We start from the raw sequence: 15,673 nt of genomic DNA, 5'->3' as shown, positions 1-15,673 counted from the left end.
TCCGTAAGGTCGAGACATGACCCTGATTGCCGAGGATCTGCTGCTTCTTCTGCTGGACGACGGAACGGGCAAGCCCGTCGTCGACAGCACCAAGCTGCCGCGGGTGCTCGCCGGCGCGGTGATCCTCGAGCTCGCGATGGACGGCACCGTGTCGGTGGCCGGCGACAACGAGACGACGAAGAAGGGCCGGCTCGCGGTGTCCGGCGCTCGAACTGTGTCGGATCCGATACTCGAGCGGGCCGTGGAGGCGATCGAGACGGCCAAACGTCCGATGACGCCGAAGTCGGCCGTCGAAAAGTTGCACAAGGACATTCGCGAGCAGGTGGTCGCCCGCGTCGTCGAGCGGGGGTTCGTCGGCGAGGAGAAGGGCACGGTCCTGGGGCTGTTCCCCACCACCACGTGGCCGACGCTCGATTCGTCGCACGAGGACCGGGTCCGCGAGACGCTGCACTCCGTCCTGATCGACGGTCTCGATCCGGATGCGCGGACGTCCGCGGTGGTGGCGTTGCTGTCGGCGATCGACGCGACGCACAAGGTCTTTCCCGATGCGGACAAGCGCGCGGTGAAGAACCGTGCCAAGGACATCGCGCAGGGAGAGTGGGCGAGCGATGCCGTGCGCAAGGCGGTGCAGGACGTCTACACCGCGGTCACCGTGGCGGTGATGGTTCCCGTCATGGCCGGTACGTCGGGGAGCTGATCCCGACCGCTTCCTGGACCGGGGTCTCCCGGGTGACGCGGTGCCGTCCGCAGTGGCACCGGTGATAGACGACGGTGCCCTCGCTGGTGCGGTGGCGGGACTCGACCGTCCATCGATGCAGACATTCCACGGTGCTCATGACGACGAGTCTGCTGTAATGGTCATGTGCACCTCAACCCTTACGGAGAATATGCGGTCCGGCTGGCCGTCGACATCGTGAACTCGCCCCCGACCGATGCGGTGGAGTTCGAGAGCCGGTGCCTCGAGGCGGGCATGTCCGACGACACGGTGGCCATGCACACCGATCTGGCCCGCGCGGAGGTGTTCTTCGAGGAGTGGCTCGGCGTGGTCGACGCGCCGACGCACGAGCAACGGGCGCTCGCACTGAACGCGTTGCTCGCGCAGACCTCGGCATACCCGAGGTTGACGAACCACGCCGACGACGGCTGGCACCTGCACTACCGGGATCCGGATCTGCCGCTCGCGGACGTCGTGCGCGCGCTGGTGAGCGTCGGTACCGCGCTGCATCTGGTGGGCCGCGGCATGCACCGTCTCGGTCGGTGTTCGGCGGACGACTGCGACCGTGTCTACGCCGACTTCTCCCGTACCGGTCGCCAACGGTACTGCGGCACGGCCTGTTCCAACCGCGACGCGGTCCGGCGGCACCGCGCGAAGGCTACTGCCCCAGCGTCCTGAACCGACGCAGTCGCTCGGACTGCCGGACGCTCGGGTCGAGGGCGGTGACGGTGTCGAGTTCGCGGGCGATCGCGGTCCCCAGGCGACCCATGAACCGGTGCGGTTCGTCGGCGGCATCCGGGTCCTCGGGCACGATGGTGTCGACGATCCGGGCCGCCCGGAGGTCGACGGGCCGGATGCCCTGCGCCTCGGCCATCGCGGGCGCGTGTGCGGTGTCGCGGTGCACGATGGCACTCGCCCCTTCCGGCGGGAGCGGCGCCAGCCACGCGTGCTGCGCGGCCACGACGCGGTCGGCAGGCAGCAGTGCGAGCGCGCCGCCGCCGGTGCCCTGCCCCAGCAGGACCGACACGGTGGGGGTGCGCAGGGTGATCAGCGTCGAGATGCAGCGCGCGATTCCTGGAGCCAACCCGTGCTCCTCGGCCTCGCGTGACAGCGATGCGCCGAGCGTGTCGATCACCAGGACCAGCGGCAGGCCCAGTTGCTCCGCGAGGCGCATGCCGCGCAACGCTTCTCGGAGAGCGCCCGGACCCATGGTGTTCTCCGGCGTCTGCCCGGTGCGATCCTGCCCGAACAGGACGCACGATCGTCCGCGGAATCGGGTGAGGGACAGGGTCACGGTGGAGTCGAAGTCGCCGCGCCCCGTGCCGCTCAGCGGGATGTGATGAGAGACGTTCGCCGCCAGCAGCTCTCGCACACCGGGGCGGTCGTCGCGCCGACTCAGCAGGACCGAGTGCCATGCCGACACGGAGGTGTCCGCACCCTCGTCGGACGGTTCCGCGTACTCGGGGGTCGCCTCCGGCTCGTCCTGCAGAACCACCAGGGCCCGTTCGAGGACGCCGCGGATATCGGCGAGAGGGACGACCGCGTCGATGACGCCGCAGCGGAACAGGTTCTCGGCCGTCTGCACGCCCTCGGGGAAGTCCTGGCCGTAGAGGGCCTGGTAGACCCGCGGTCCGAGGAACCCGATGAGGGCACCGGGTTCGGCGAACGTGACGTGGCCGAGCGATCCCCACGACGCGAACACGCCGCCCGTCGTGGGGTGCCGGAGATGGACGAGGTAGGGCAGGCCGACGTCCTTGTGCAGGGTCACCGCCGCGGCGATCTTCACCATCTGCACGAACGCCGCGGTGCCCTCCTGCATGCGCGTGCCGCCGGAAGTGGGGGACGCGATCAGCGGAAGCCGCTCCGCCGTGGCGCGTTCCACGGCCAGGGTGATGCGCTCCGCCGCGGCCACACCGATGGATCCGGCGAGGAACGCGAACTCGCACACCACCACGGCGACGCGCCGCCCGCCGACGGTGCCCGCACCCGTCAGGACCGCCTCGTCCACTCCGCTCCGGGTTCGTGCGCGCTCGAGGTCGGCGAGGTACTGCTCGTCCGCCGCGACGACGAGCGGTGCCCGATCCCACGAGAGGAAAGTCCCGGGATCGAGCACCGCGTCGAGGAACTGCTGCGCCGTGGTCGTCATGCGCTCAGTATGGCGTGCGATCAGGCGCGCCCGAGCGCCTCCTTCCAGGACACCGTGCGGCCGATGCGCAGGATGGAGCGCTGGTAGATCTTGGCCGCGACGACGGCGAGAACCAGGGTGGCGACGATCATCAGCACGATGGTGCCGACGATCTGGATCGGGTCCGCGACGCCCGCCGCGATGCGCAGCGGCATGAGGATGGCGGAGAACGGGGGAATCCACGACAGGACGGTCGGCAGTGTCGCTCCCGGGTCGTCGATGGACGAGAACGCCGCGAAGAACATCGCCAGGATCACGATCAGCAGCGGCATGGTCGTCGAGTTGACGTCCTCCTGCCGCGACACCATGGAGCCGCCGGCGGCGTAGAGCACCGCGAAGAACGCGAAGCCCAGCACGAACCAGCCGATGGTGGAGACGAAGACGCTGACGGCGGTACCGGTGACCGTGAGCGTGCCGGTGGCCGTGCCCGCGATGAGGCCGGCGGCGCCGTACGCGGTGAGCTGCACCAGTCCGACCACGCCGATGCCGATCACCTTGCCCCACAGCAACTGCAGCGGGCGTACGGTGGAGAGCAGCAGTTCGACGACCCGGGACGACTTCTCCTCCACGACACCCATCGCAACGTACATGCCGAAAGTGATGATCTGGGCATACAGCAGGATGACGGCGATGAAACTCAGCGCGAGTCGCTGACCCTGTGCGGGATCGGGTGGATCGACGGCCTCGACCGTGACCGTGGCGGCGCTCGTCGCCGAGGTGACGGTGGCGGGATCGACTCCCAGCCCGGTGAGCGCGTCGTTCTGCGCCTGCGCAGCGACCGCGCTGTCGATGACGGCCTTCAGGGTGCCGTCGACGGTGTCCTCGGTGACGGCCGTGTACGCGCCGCCGGTCCCGGGGACGAGCGCCACGTCCACGTCGCCGTCGGAGACCTGTGTGCGAGCCTCGTCCGCCGAGCCGATCTCGCGGACCTCGACGGGAGCGCCGAGTTGATCGCCCACCGCGGTGAGGGTCTGGGACAGGCCTTGGTCACCGACCAGCCCGAGGGGCGTCCGGTCCTCGGAATCGCTGCCGCCGGAGAAGATCGAGAACGCGACGATGCCGCCGACGATGACCAGCAGCACGATGGCGTTGGAGATCAGGAAGCTCTTCTTCCGGACCTGGACGTCGAACTCGCGCCGGGCGACGAGCGCGATGGCTCGTCCCGCCGAGAGCGGTGATCGGGTGGTCGACTTCTCGCTCATGCCACTACCTCTCGGTACAGGTCGGTCAGGGACGGTGTGCTGCGGGCGAACTCGTGCACGGGTCCGGTGGCGAGCGCTGCGGCGAGCACCGCCTGGTCGTCCGCCTCGGGCGCCAACGACAGGCTGGTGCGCCCGTCGGAGTGCGACACGGTGGTGACCCCGGTCAGCGCGTCGGCCCAGCCGGCGGGAGCGGCCGGGGCGTGCACCTCGAGGGTGGTGCCGGACTTGCCGCGCAGTTCGTCGACGTTGCCCACGGCCTTCATCCGGCCGGAACCGATGATGCCGACCCGATCGCACAGGCGCTGCACCAGATCGAGCTGGTGGCTCGAGAACAGCACGGGGACACCGGTTCGGGCCTTCTCGAGAAGCACCTCGCTCATGGTGTCGACTGCCACGGGGTCGAGACCCGAGAAGGGTTCGTCCAGCACCAGGACGGCGGGATCGTGAATCAGGGCTGCGGCCAACTGGACTCGCTGCTGGTTTCCCAGTGACAGTGAATCGACCGTGTCGTTAACCCGCCCGTCGATGCCGAGGCGCTCGGTCCAGGTCGCGACCGCGGCGGAGGCGTCGGACGTGGACAGCCCGTGCAGCTCGGCCAGGTACTTCAGCTGCGCCCCCACCTTCATCTTCGGGTACAGCCCACGCTCCTCCGGCATGTACCCGATGGTGCGGCGCACGTTCAGGTCGATGGGCTGCCCGTTCAGGCGTGCCTCTCCCGAATCGGCTCCCAGCACGCCGAGGGTGATGCGCATCGTCGTGGTCTTGCCGGCACCGTTGCTGCCGACGAACCCGAACACCTCGCCGGGATTCACGGTGAACCCGACGCCGTCGAGTGCGACGGTCTCGCCGTATCTCTTGTGCAGGTCGTCGATCTCGAGAGTCGAGCCGCTCATGCTGATCCTTTCTCGGGGGAGTGTGGTGTGGGAGTGGGGAATTCGTCCGGTTCGTCGACCGGCGCCGTCCAGGCGAGGATGATGCCGGGAGAGCAGATCCCGACAAGTAGACCACTCAGTATGATGAATCCGCCACCGAGTGCCAGTCGGGGATCGTCGGTGAAGGTGGTCGCCCACACCAGTGCGAGCGCCGGAACCGTCACCGCGCCCTGGGTGATCGCGAACCCGATCGAGCGAGCCGCGTTGCGACGTTCCAGGTCCCACTCGTCGAGCGCATCGGCGGGAGCATCGCTGCGGCGGCCGGTGACGATCTGCAGCGTCGTCCACGACACGCTCATGAGGATCGCGCCGGGAAGCCAGGTGAGCGGCGCCCACTCGGGCCCGACGAGAATGAAGATCGACGATGCCGCGAGCGCGACGAGCGAGGCGACGAGAATCCACACCAGCAGCCGGCGCCGTGACCTGGTGCGCCAGCCGGGGAGGTAGTGCGCGTACCGCGCCTCGTTCTGCAGGTATCGACGGGTGCGGAACGCCTGATAGCGGTCCAGAACGGTGTCACTCATCGTGGTGTCCCTTCCTCGGGCTGGGTGCGTCGGTAGACCTCCGTGGACAGCGGCGCGAACTCGGTACGCGAGAACACCGCCTCGACCGGCAGCCCGAACACGTCGCAGATGCGCATCGCGAGATCGAGGCTCGGGTAGTGGTCGCCGCGTTCGAGTGCGCCGACCGTCTGCGGGTTGACCTCGACGAGTTCCGCGAGCTGGGCGCGGGTCATCCGACGCTCGGCGCGCAGCACACCGATGCGGTTGTGGATGGGGAGCGTGGTCCCGCGTTTGACCGGACTCATATATCGAAGTGTTGTATAAACCCAACGATGTGTCAATACCGTAGGCAGCGCTGTTCGGGCGAGCGCGCGCTGAACCACACGATCGTGCGTGATCCTGCCGATCGGCAGGAACTGCGACGATCGGGTGGGGAAATCCTCAGTCCTGCTGCAGAACGCCCTGCGCGACGGTCCACCGGCGCGTGCTGCGCACCGAGTCGAGCATCCGCCGGTCGTGGGTGACCAGGAGCATCGTTCCCTCGTAGGTCTCCAGTGCCGATTCGAGCTGCTCGATGGCGGGGACGTCGAGGTGGTTGGTGGGCTCGTCGAGCACGAGCAGGTTCACCCCGCGGGCCTGCAGCAGCGCGAGTCCCGCTCGGGTGCGCTCGCCGGGGGACAGGGATGCCGACGGCCGCAGGGCGGCCTGTCCGCGGAGACCGAACTTCGCCAGGAGTGTGCGGACGTCGGCGTCCGGCCAGTCCGGAACGGAGGCTGCCAGCGCGTCGGCGACCGAGTCGGGTCCGTCGAAAGCCGAACGCGCCTGGTCCATCTCGCCGATCTCGACTCCGGAGCCGATGCTCACGGATCCACTGGTCGGCGCGATGCGGCCCAGCAGCAGGTGCAGCAGGGTGGTCTTGCCCGAGCCGTTGGCGCCGGTGACGACGATGCGGTCCCCGGCGTCGATCTGTGCCGTCACCGGCCCGAGCCGGAACGCCCCCCGCTCCACGACGGCGGAGTTCACGGAGACCACGACGCTGCCGCTGCGGGGCGCCGCCGCGATCTCCATGCGCAGTTCCCACTCCTTGCGCGGCTCCTCGACGACGTCGAGCCGTTCGATGCGTCGCTGGGTCTGGCGCGCCTTCGCGGCTTGCTTCTCCGTCGATTCGGCGCGGACCTTCCGGCTCGCCTTGTCGTTGTCCTTGCTCTTGCGTCGAGCGTTCCGCACGCCGTGCTCGAGCCAGTTCCGTTGCATCCGAGCGCGATCCTCGAGCCCGGACCTGGTGTCGGCGTACTGCTCGAACTCTTCCCGTGCGTGACGACGCGCCACGTCGCGCTCGACGAGGTAGGCCTCGTACCCGCCGTCGTAGACCGCTATCTGCTGCTGCGCCAGGTCCAGCTCGACGATGCCGGTGACGGTGCGCGCCAGGAACTCACGATCGTGACTGACGATCATCACGGCGCACTGGGTACTCGTCACGAAGTTCTCGAGCTGGTCCAGTCCCGCGAGATCCAGATCGTTGGTGGGCTCGTCGAGAAGCAGGACGTCGTAGCGCGCCAACAGGATTCCCGCGAGTGACGCGCGGGCCGCCTGCCCACCGGACAGGGCGGACATCTCGGTGTCGAGCGCCGCGTCCAGGCCCAGGCCGGCGAGCACCGACTCGGCTCGCTCGGGCAGATCGGCGCCGCCGAGCGCCAACCACCGCTCCAGTGCCGGTGTGTAGAGATCGTCCGACGCGCTCGCGTCGCCGAGCGTCTCCGCCGCCGCGTTCATCGCGTCCTCGGCCGCGCGCACTCCGGTGCGGCGCTGCAGGAACATCTCGACGGTCTCACCGGGAACGCGGGAGACCTCCTGCGCCAGGTGGCCGACGGTGGCGTCCGACGGGGTGAGCGTGACCGTGCCGTCGTGGTCGACCCCGGTCGCCGTGCCCGCCAGCAGGCCGAGCAGCGTCGACTTGCCGGCGCCGTTCGCGCCGACCAGCCCGACGACGTCGCCGGGTCCGACGGTGAGGTCGAGACCGTCGAACAGCGTGCGCTCGCCGCGATAGGCGGACAGGTCGTCGACACGGACCACGGCACTCACGTCTCGCCCAGCTCCTGAAGTAGTTCCCGCACGGCCGTGCGTCCCGCACGGTTGGCGCCGATGGTGCTGGCCGACGGACCGTATCCGATCAGATGGACGGTGGGCCGCGCGGCCACTCGAGTGGCCGACGCGCCGGTCATCGTGATGCCGCCGCCCGGCCCGCGCAGTCGGAGCGGCGCGAGGTGATCGAGCGCGCTGCGAAACCCGGTGGCCCACAGGATGACGTCCGCCCGGGTGGCGGTGCCGTCGTCCCACCGCACTCCGTCGGGTGTGACCTCCGCGAACATGGGCTGCCGTACCAGGACGCCGCGATCGCGGGCCTCGCGCAAGCTGGGGGTGAGGATCAGACCGGTCACCGACACCACCGATCCCGGCGGCAGTCCGCGGCGCACCCGATCCTCGACCTGCGCGACGGCAGCGCGGCCCACCTCGGGTGTGAAGTCCCGCTCGAGGAAGACGGGCTCGCGGCGGGTCACCCACGTCGTGGTGGTCACGCGCGAGATCTCGTCGAGCAACTGCACCGCGGAGATCCCGCCTCCGACGACGACGACGTGCTCGCCGCGGAACTCCTCCGCCGAGGTGTAGTCGCGCGTGTGCAGTTGGCGCCCCGTGAACGTCTCCATGCCGGGGTAGCGCGGGACGAACGGGTGCTCCCAGGTGCCGGTGCAGTTGATCAAGCCCCGTGCGTGGACGTCGCCCTGCTCGGCCTCCACCCGGTACCGCATCGTCGTCTCGTCCCGGTCGCAGACGACCGACACCCGTCCCGGCCGCCGCACGGGCAGCGCGAAGTGCTTCTCGTACGCCGCGTAGTACTCGGGCACCGCCGACGACGCGGGCACGTGCGCGGGGTCGACGTCGGGGGCCAGCGTGTCCGCGAACGCCATGCCCGGAAGGTCGTGCACCCCGTTGACGGTCTCGAGGGTCAGGGAGGGCCAGCGGAACTGCCACGCCCCACCGGGAGCCGGCGCACCGTCGAGCACGACATAGTCGTCCCATGCCCGCAGCCCCGCTCGCTGCAGGAAATAGGCCGCGGACAGACCGGCCTGCCCGGCACCGATCACTGCGACGTCGACGTGTTGCACCCGTCCAGTACACCAGTCAGGGCTCCGCACCCGGTAAATTCGCGTAAGGGGGTCTCACAGAACACTTCGTTCCACGCAGAGAGAAGACACAACGTGACCATTGGTATCACCAGGAACGGCGCGGTTCTCACCGTGGAACTGCAGCGACCGGAGCGCCGCAACGCTCTGAACACGGCTCTGTGCACCGAAGTGCGTGAGGCGGTGGAGGGTGCCGAGGCGGACGGCACCCGCGTCGTCGTGATCACCGGTGAGGGCACGAGCTTCTGCGCGGGCGCCGATCTGTCGGGCGAAGCCATCGCCGACGAGTTCCCCGAGGCGCTGCTGTCGATGAACCGCGCGCTCCAGACCGTGTCGGTCCCGGTCATCGCCGCCGTGAACGGGCCTGCTGTGGGTGCGGGTACGCAGTTGGCCATCGCCGCAGACCTGCGGGTGGTCGACTCGGGCGCCTTCTTCGCCATTCCCTCCACCCGGTTGGCCATCGCCGTGGACAACTGGACCGTCAAGCGGCTGGTGTCGCTGGCCGGCGGCGGTCCCGCCCGGACGGTGCTCCTGGGTGCCGAGCAGTTGTCCGCCGAGCAGGCGCTGGCGTGCGGACTGGCCAACAAACTCGGCGATCTCGACGTCGCGCACGCGTGGGCCGAGGAGATCGCGCAGCTGGCGCCACTGTCGCTGCGTCACCTCAAACTCGTCTTCAACGACGACGGCACACGTGACGAGGCGAACGCCACGCAGCTCGACGCGTTCGCGGCCGCCTGGGCGAGCAACGACGCCGTGGAGGCGCGGATCGCGCGCAAGGAGAAGCGACGCCCGGTCTTCCAGGGCCAGTGACGACATCGGGGTCGCTGACCTGCCGATTCGGACAAAGGCGACACCCCGGCACCACGTAACGCACTCGACACAGAGTGCGTACAGTCCGGCAACACAGCGTTCCTACGGTCATCTCGCATCGCGCCGCCACGGCGTGCGACACGACCGGAGGCACCCGACCATGACCGCTCTCGGAGACGTTCCACCCGACTCCACGCTCACGTCCGACAGTCAGAAGCAGTCGGCGGCACTGAAGGAGACGCTCGAGGACTACACGCTGCGCTTCGCCCCGCGCAGCTACCGCAAGTGGGGGACCGGCGTCGTGGCGACGTCGGCTCTCGGCGGAATCGCGTACCTCGCGGACTTCGCCATCGGCGCCAACATCGGCATCTCCTACGGCACCGGCAACGCGCTGTGGGGAATCCTGGTGTTCGCCGTCGTCATCTTCCTGACGGGTCTGCCGCTCGCCTACTACGCGGCGCGCTACAACATCGACCTCGATCTGATCACGCGCGGAAGCGGATTCGGCTACTACGGGTCGGTGGTCACCAACGTCATCTTCGCGACGTTCACGTTCATCTTCTTCGCGCTCGAAGGGTCGATCATGGCCCAGGGCCTCGAACTGGGGCTGAACATCCCGCTGCCCATCGGGTACGCGGTGTCCACCCTGATGGTCATCCCGTTGGTCATCTACGGCATGAAGGCGCTCGCCACACTGCAGGTGTGGACGACCCCGCTGTGGCTGATCCTCATGGTGCTGCCGTTCGTCTATCTCGTGGTGAGCAACCCCGACTCCATCGGTCAGTTCATGGCCTACGGGGGTGCCGACGGTGCCGCCGGCACCGGTGTGAACCTCGGATCCGTCATGCTGGCCGCGGGTGTCTGCCTCTCGTTGATCGCTCAGATCGCGGAGCAGATCGACTACCTGCGCTTCATGCCGCCCAAGACGCCGGAGAACTCGCGTCGCTGGTGGACGGCCGTCCTGCTCGCGGGGCCGGGCTGGGTCATCTTCGGTGCGCTCAAGCAGATCGTCGGACTCTTCCTCGCCGTGTACCTCATCGCGAACGTGGTCGACGGATCGTCGATCGCCAACGAGCCGGTGCACCAGTTCCTCGAGATCTACGAGAACTTCATGCCGGGCTGGCTCGCCATGACCCTCGCCGTGGTGCTCGTCGTCATCTCGCAGATCAAGATCAACGTGACCAACGCGTACTCGGGCTCCCTGGCGTGGACCAACTCGTACACCCGCGTCACCAAGTCCTACCCCGGACGCCTGGTCTTCGTGCTGTTCAACCTCGCGATCGCGTTGATCCTGATGGAAGCCAACATGTTCGACTTCCTCAACAACATCCTGGGGTTCTACGCGAACTGCGGTATCGCCTGGATCGCGGTGGTCGCCTCCGACATCGTGTTCAACAAGTACCTGCTGAAGCTGTCCCCGAAGGTGCCGGAGTTCCGCAGGGGGATGCTCTACGCGGTGAACCCCGTCGGTTTCGGATCCATGGCGGTGTCCGCGATCCTGTCCATCCTCGTGTTCTTCGGGGCGTTCGGGCCGGCGATCAAGCCGTACTCGCCCATCGTGGCGCTGGTACTGGCGATCGTGCTGCCGCCCGTGCTGGCGATCGCGACCAAGGGCAAGTACTACCTGCGGCGCACCGACGACGGCATCGACCTGCCGATGTTCGACGAGTACGGCAACCCGTCCGACGCGACGCTGCTGTGCTCGGTGTCGGGAATGGAGTTCGAGCGGCCGGACATGATCGCGTCGGCCAAGAAGGGGCCGAACGGGGAGACGCTCTACATCTCGTCGCTGTCGCTGAGCACCGACAAGACGGGGGAGCACATCCTGCCGGAACAGACGTGAGCCGATACTTGTGAAGTCGGTACACATCAACCGTGGACTAGTGTCGGAGGCGTGAAACCAGCCACCGCAGCAGTGTCCATCGGGCTCGCCGCCGCAGGGTTGTCCTGGCTCGCGCGCGCGGCGTGGGGTGTGCCGTCCGCCGTCGGCGCCGGACGCGGTGCCATCCGTCCGTACGCCGCCGCGTCCTCGCACTACCGGGACCGCAAGTTCCACAACACACGCAGCAGCTCGCCGGTCGCGGCGGGGGAGCAGGCGAGCATCGGAGCCGCGATGCTCACGCGCGGCCGCTCGGGACGACCCGAGCGCGCCGTGCCGTTGGCCACCCCGCTCGCGCCGGCGGAGGCCGGGGACCTGGCCGTCACCTGGTTCGGGCACTCCTCGGTGGTCGTCGAGATCGACGGTCACCGCGTGCTCACCGATCCGGTCTGGAGCCGGCGGGTCTCACCGTCGCGGGTTCTCGGACCGGCCAGGTTGCACCCGGTACCCGTTGCGGCCGAGGCGCTTCCGCAGGTCGACGCCATCGTCATCTCGCACGATCACTACGACCACCTCGACCGTGACACGGTGGCCACGCTGCTCACGTCGCAGTCGGCGCCGTTCCTGGTGCCGCTGGGGGTGGGCGCCCATCTGCGCCGCTGGAAGGTCCCCGAGGACCGGATCGTCGAGCTCGACTGGAACGACGACGTCCGCATCGGATCGCTCACCGTCACGTGCCTGGAGGCACGACACTTCTCGGGCCGGTCCCTGGTGCGCGACACCACGCAGTGGGCGTCGTGGTCGGTGGTGGGTCCGGAGCACCGGGCCTTCTTCGGCGGCGACACCGGCTACACCGAGGCGTTCGCGGACATCGGCGCGCGGCTCGGCCCGTTCGACGTGACCCTGCTTCCCGTCGGCGCCTACGACGACCGGTGGCCGGACATCCACATGAACCCCGAGGAGGCGGCGCGGTCGCACGGTGACCTGCAACAGGGCACCCCGTCCTCCGGCATCGTCGTGCCCGTCCACTGGGCGACCTTCAACCTCGCGTTCCACCCGTGGTCCGAACCCGTGGAGCGGCTGCTGACGGCCGCCGAGGCAGAGCGGATCTCGGTGGTGGTGCCGATGCCGGGCCAGCGTGTCGATCTCGCGCGTCCTCTCCCGCACCGGCGTTGGTGGTCCGGCGCGGTATCGTGACGACCATGGCACTCGTGGACAACCTCAAGAAGCTGATCGGCCAGGGCAAGAAGGCCGCCGCTCAGAACAGTGACAAGATCGAGAAGGCCGTGGACAAGGCAGCGGACTTCGCCGACAAGAAGACGCAGGGCAAGTACGCCGACAAGATCGACAAGGTCCAGGACGCCGCCAAGAAGGCGATCCCCGAGAAGTAGCAGACCCGCGCGGTAGTCGAGTCGATGGACGGGTGGCTCCTGCTTCTGGTGATCGTCGGGGCCGTCGTCATCGCCGGCTTCGCCAAGCGCCTCGATCTGCAGGTGCCCCTCGTTCTCGTCGCCGTCGGGTCGGTCGCCTCGTTCGTCCCCGGGCTGCCGCGTCCCGCTCTCGAACCCGAACTCCTTCTGGGCGTGATCCTTCCGCCCCTGCTGTACTCGACAGCGTTGAACTTCTCGTTCCGCTCCTTCGCGCACAACTTCCGCTCCATCGTCCGGCTCGGCGTCGGTCTCGTCGTCATCACGACCGTCTCGGTGGGGTACTTCTCGTACTGGCTCGTCCCGGAGCTGACACTGGGCGCCGCCCTGGTCCTCGGCGCCGTGGTCGCGCCGCCGGACGCCGTCGCGGCGGTCGCCGTGGGGCGCAAGCTGGGTCTGCCCGCGCGCATGATGGCGATCCTCACCGGCGAATCACTCGTCAACGACGCGGCGGCGCTGACCCTGTTCACCATCACCGTCGCCTCCGTGACGGGAAGCCGGGTCGGCATCGACTCGCCGCTGCTGTTCTTCATCTACGAGGTCGTGGGCGGCGTCGCCGTGGGATACGTGCTCAGCCGACTCGTGCGCTTCGTCCGCAGCCGCATGGCGGACAGCGCGCTGGAGACCGTACTGGGCATCCTCGTTCCCTTCACCGCCTACCTCGCCGCGGAGCAGATCCACGCCTCGGGTGTGCTCGCCGTCGTCACCGCCGGATTCGTGCTCGGTTCGGCGCGCAGCGGCGACGCGATCCCGACGCGCATCCAGGAGCGGCACGTCTGGCCGACGCTCGATCTGCTCCTCGAGACCTTCGTCTTCGCCTACATGGGCCTGCAGCTCAAGTTCGTCATCGACGACATCAGCCGCGAGGGGCTGCCCGTCCACCACATCTTCCTGTACGGACTGCTGGTCCTCGCGCTCGTCATGGCGGTGCGTCCGGTGATGCTGTTCGCCGGCTCGGCGCTGCGACGCGTCTACCACCGGGCTCGATCGACCGAGGACGCGGAACTGACCTGGCGCCAGAACGTCGTCCTGTCCTGGGCCGGGATGCGCGGAGTGGTGACCCTCGCGGCGGCCGCCGGTGTCCCCTTCACCACCCTCGTGGGGGACGACTTCCCGGGGCGTGGAGTCATCCAGGCCATCGCCTTCACCGTGGCCGTCGGAACCCTGCTGATCCAGGGGGTGACATTGCCGCTGGTGATCCGACGGCTGGACATCTCCGACCCGGACGAGGCCCGGCATCTCGACGAGCAGCGCGCACTCGCTCGGCAGATCGCCCGCCGTGCGGTCGAGGAGTCGCTCGACGAGGCGATGACGAAGGTCGAGGGAACCGAGGCCGCCGAGGTCGTCGATCGGGTGCGCCGCGTGATGCTGGGCCGACTCCGCACGGAGCAGGACGAGGACGATCAGGAGAGGGCCGCGCGGGCGCGGTCCTCCGGCGCGGTGTTCGATCGGTGGCGGCGCACCGCACTGCGGCGACAGCGCGAGGCGTTGCTCGCCGCACGCGACGCGGGGGACCTCGACGACGAGGTTCTCGCCGCGGTTCTGGACGGGCTCGACATCGAGCAGGCCGCCACCGAGACACGGTTGCAGCGATTCATGGCGGAAAGAGGTCGAGAGTGAACGTGTGCAGGATCGGTTCGAGACCAGGACTGCGCGGCAGGGTCCCGGTCCTGCTGGGATCGGCACTGGCGGCGTCGATGCTGATGCTGTCGGGATGTGCGTCGTCGGATCCCGCGCCCAGCCCGGGGAACGACGCGACCACCGACGCGGCACCCCGCTCTCCTGCCCCCACGGGCGGCGAGCGCGGCTCCCTGGTCGCCGACGTGCTCCTCGGTCAGGTCGACCAGGCGGTCACCAATCTCGGCGCCACGGCGCACCGCATCACGTACCGCTCGACGTCCGGGGTGGACGGCGGCGGTGTCGACGTCACGGGCACGGTGTTCGTCCCGGCCGGCGCACCGCCCGAGGGGGGATGGCCGGTCGTGTCCGTCGGGCACGGCACGACGGGTGTGACCGACGAGTGCGCACCGTCCCTCTATCCCAATCTGCTCGGCTCCATCGGCCTGGTCACGCCGATGCTCGAACGCGGCGCCGTCGTCGCGGTGACGGACTACGAGGGCCTGGGAACCGACGATCCGCATCCGTACCTGAACGCCCCGTCGGCCGGCCACGACATCATCGACGCTGTCCGCGCAGCGCGGAACGTGGCGCCGGGCAGCGGGACTCGCTGGGCGGCGCTGGGCGTGTCGCAGGGTGGGCAGGCCACCTGGGCCGCCGCCGAGATGGCCGCGGAGTACGGCGACGGGCTCGAGTTCCTGGGATCGGCCAACCTGTCCCCGGCCGCGGACATCAGCCCGATCGCCCCGGAGTCCGGACTGGGGCAGCTCACGTTGCCGCAGAAGGCGATCATGCCGTTCGTCGTCGAGGGCTTCCTGGTGGACCATCCGGAGTACACCGACGCGGACTTCCTCAGCGGCGGACTGCTGGAGAACAAGGACGTCCTCTTGGCCTGCACGGGACCCCTGGCCGCCGGGAAGTTGACGGCCGCGGGATCCATCGGACCGGACGACGTGCGCCCCAGCTCGCCGGAGGCGTACGCCGCCATTCGAGAGTGGTTGTCGGACAACGCCCTACCGCAGGGGCGGGCCGCGGCGCCGATGATGGTGCTGGTCGGCTCGCGAGACGATCTCATCCTGCCGCAGTGGACCGAGGACGCGTCCCGCCGAGCGTGCGCGCAGGGCGACGTCATCGACTACCGGGTCCGGGCGGACCAGGGCCACGCCGACTCGGCCGCCAACATCGAGGGCATCGACTGGATCACCCAGCGGTTCGCGGGAACCGGACAACCGACGAACACGTGTGATCAGGTGCCGTGACAGCCACCACGGCGGTCGTCCT

The 15,673-nt window shown here is 69.0% G+C and carries 15 protein-coding genes; 8 read left to right on the top strand and 7 right to left on the bottom strand.

Annotated features, from left to right (window positions below):
* Positions 1-16 precede the first annotated feature (16 nt).
* Together J4E04_RS16210 and J4E04_RS16205 are read left to right on the top strand one after the other, a co-directional pair.
* Positions 17-697, top strand: a complete 681-nt coding sequence (locus tag J4E04_RS16210) for a GOLPH3/VPS74 family protein (protein ID WP_307109213.1) — start codon at positions 17-19, stop codon at positions 695-697.
* Positions 698-862: 165 nt separating this feature from the next.
* Positions 863-1,393, top strand: coding sequence for a CGNR zinc finger domain-containing protein (locus tag J4E04_RS16205; protein WP_027504199.1), 531 nt, complete (start codon positions 863-865; stop codon positions 1,391-1,393).
* Here J4E04_RS16205 and J4E04_RS16200 read toward each other — a convergent pair.
* The 7 genes from J4E04_RS16200 to J4E04_RS16170 all read right to left on the bottom strand — a co-directional run bounded on the left by J4E04_RS16200 (position 1,374) and on the right by J4E04_RS16170 (position 8,701).
* Positions 1,374-2,861, bottom strand: a complete 1,488-nt coding sequence (locus J4E04_RS16200) for a carboxyl transferase domain-containing protein (protein WP_490149017.1) — start codon at positions 2,859-2,861, stop codon at positions 1,374-1,376. The genes J4E04_RS16205 and J4E04_RS16200 overlap by 20 nt on opposite strands.
* Before the next feature lie 20 nt (positions 2,862-2,881).
* Positions 2,882-4,102, bottom strand: coding sequence for an ABC transporter permease (locus J4E04_RS16195; RefSeq protein WP_490149016.1), 1,221 nt, complete (start codon positions 4,100-4,102; stop codon positions 2,882-2,884).
* Entirely contained in the window at positions 4,099-4,995 is an 897-nt protein-coding gene (locus J4E04_RS16190) for an ABC transporter ATP-binding protein (protein ID WP_027504196.1), read from the bottom strand. The genes J4E04_RS16195 and J4E04_RS16190 overlap by 4 nt, the downstream gene beginning before the upstream one ends.
* Positions 4,992-5,558: a hypothetical protein gene (locus J4E04_RS16185; RefSeq protein ID WP_037183974.1), complete on the bottom strand. Its 567-nt coding sequence runs from the start codon at positions 5,556-5,558 to the stop codon at positions 4,992-4,994. The genes J4E04_RS16190 and J4E04_RS16185 overlap by 4 nt, the downstream gene beginning before the upstream one ends.
* Positions 5,555-5,842 carry a helix-turn-helix transcriptional regulator gene (locus J4E04_RS16180; protein ID WP_027504195.1) on the bottom strand — a complete coding sequence of 96 codons (288 nt, stop codon included), beginning with the start codon at positions 5,840-5,842 and terminating at the stop codon, positions 5,555-5,557. The genes J4E04_RS16185 and J4E04_RS16180 overlap by 4 nt, the downstream gene beginning before the upstream one ends.
* A gap of 136 nt (positions 5,843-5,978) precedes the next feature.
* A complete protein-coding gene (locus J4E04_RS16175) occupies positions 5,979-7,619 on the bottom strand; it encodes an ABC-F family ATP-binding cassette domain-containing protein (RefSeq protein ID WP_490149015.1) in 1,641 nt (546 codons plus the stop codon).
* Entirely contained in the window at positions 7,616-8,701 is a 1,086-nt protein-coding gene (locus J4E04_RS16170; protein WP_307109210.1) for an NAD(P)-binding domain-containing protein, read from the bottom strand. The genes J4E04_RS16175 and J4E04_RS16170 overlap by 4 nt, the downstream gene beginning before the upstream one ends.
* Positions 8,702-8,794: 93 nt before the next feature.
* Here J4E04_RS16170 and J4E04_RS16165 point away from each other — a divergent pair, with 93 nt between their 5' ends.
* The 6 genes from J4E04_RS16165 to J4E04_RS16140 all read left to right on the top strand — a co-directional run bounded on the left by J4E04_RS16165 (position 8,795) and on the right by J4E04_RS16140 (position 15,651).
* The gene (locus tag J4E04_RS16165; protein ID WP_027504192.1) at positions 8,795-9,529 is read left to right on the top strand and encodes an enoyl-CoA hydratase; all 735 of its coding nucleotides are present in this window, start codon (positions 8,795-8,797) and stop codon (positions 9,527-9,529) included.
* A 160-nt stretch (positions 9,530-9,689) separates the two neighbouring features.
* The gene (locus tag J4E04_RS16160; protein ID WP_051612977.1) at positions 9,690-11,372 is read left to right on the top strand and encodes a purine-cytosine permease family protein; all 1,683 of its coding nucleotides are present in this window, start codon (positions 9,690-9,692) and stop codon (positions 11,370-11,372) included.
* A 51-nt stretch (positions 11,373-11,423) separates the two neighbouring features.
* Positions 11,424-12,545 carry an MBL fold metallo-hydrolase gene (locus J4E04_RS16155; RefSeq protein ID WP_235578801.1) on the top strand — a complete coding sequence of 374 codons (1,122 nt, stop codon included), beginning with the start codon at positions 11,424-11,426 and terminating at the stop codon, positions 12,543-12,545.
* 5 nt (positions 12,546-12,550) lie between these two features.
* Positions 12,551-12,739: an antitoxin gene (locus J4E04_RS16150; protein ID WP_042575922.1), complete on the top strand. Its 189-nt coding sequence runs from the start codon at positions 12,551-12,553 to the stop codon at positions 12,737-12,739.
* A 24-nt stretch (positions 12,740-12,763) separates the two neighbouring features.
* The gene (locus J4E04_RS16145) at positions 12,764-14,395 is read left to right on the top strand and encodes a Na+/H+ antiporter (RefSeq protein ID WP_490149014.1); all 1,632 of its coding nucleotides are present in this window, start codon (positions 12,764-12,766) and stop codon (positions 14,393-14,395) included.
* Between the two features lie 77 nt (positions 14,396-14,472).
* Positions 14,473-15,651, top strand: a complete 1,179-nt coding sequence (locus tag J4E04_RS16140) for a lipase family protein (protein WP_490150561.1) — start codon at positions 14,473-14,475, stop codon at positions 15,649-15,651.
* The last annotated feature ends 22 nt before the right edge of the window (positions 15,652-15,673 follow it).

Source organism: Rhodococcus sp. NFXS4, assembly GCF_058139645.1.
Note: the sequence above shows the minus strand (reverse complement) of the source record. Positions and strands in the feature narration are given on the sequence as shown.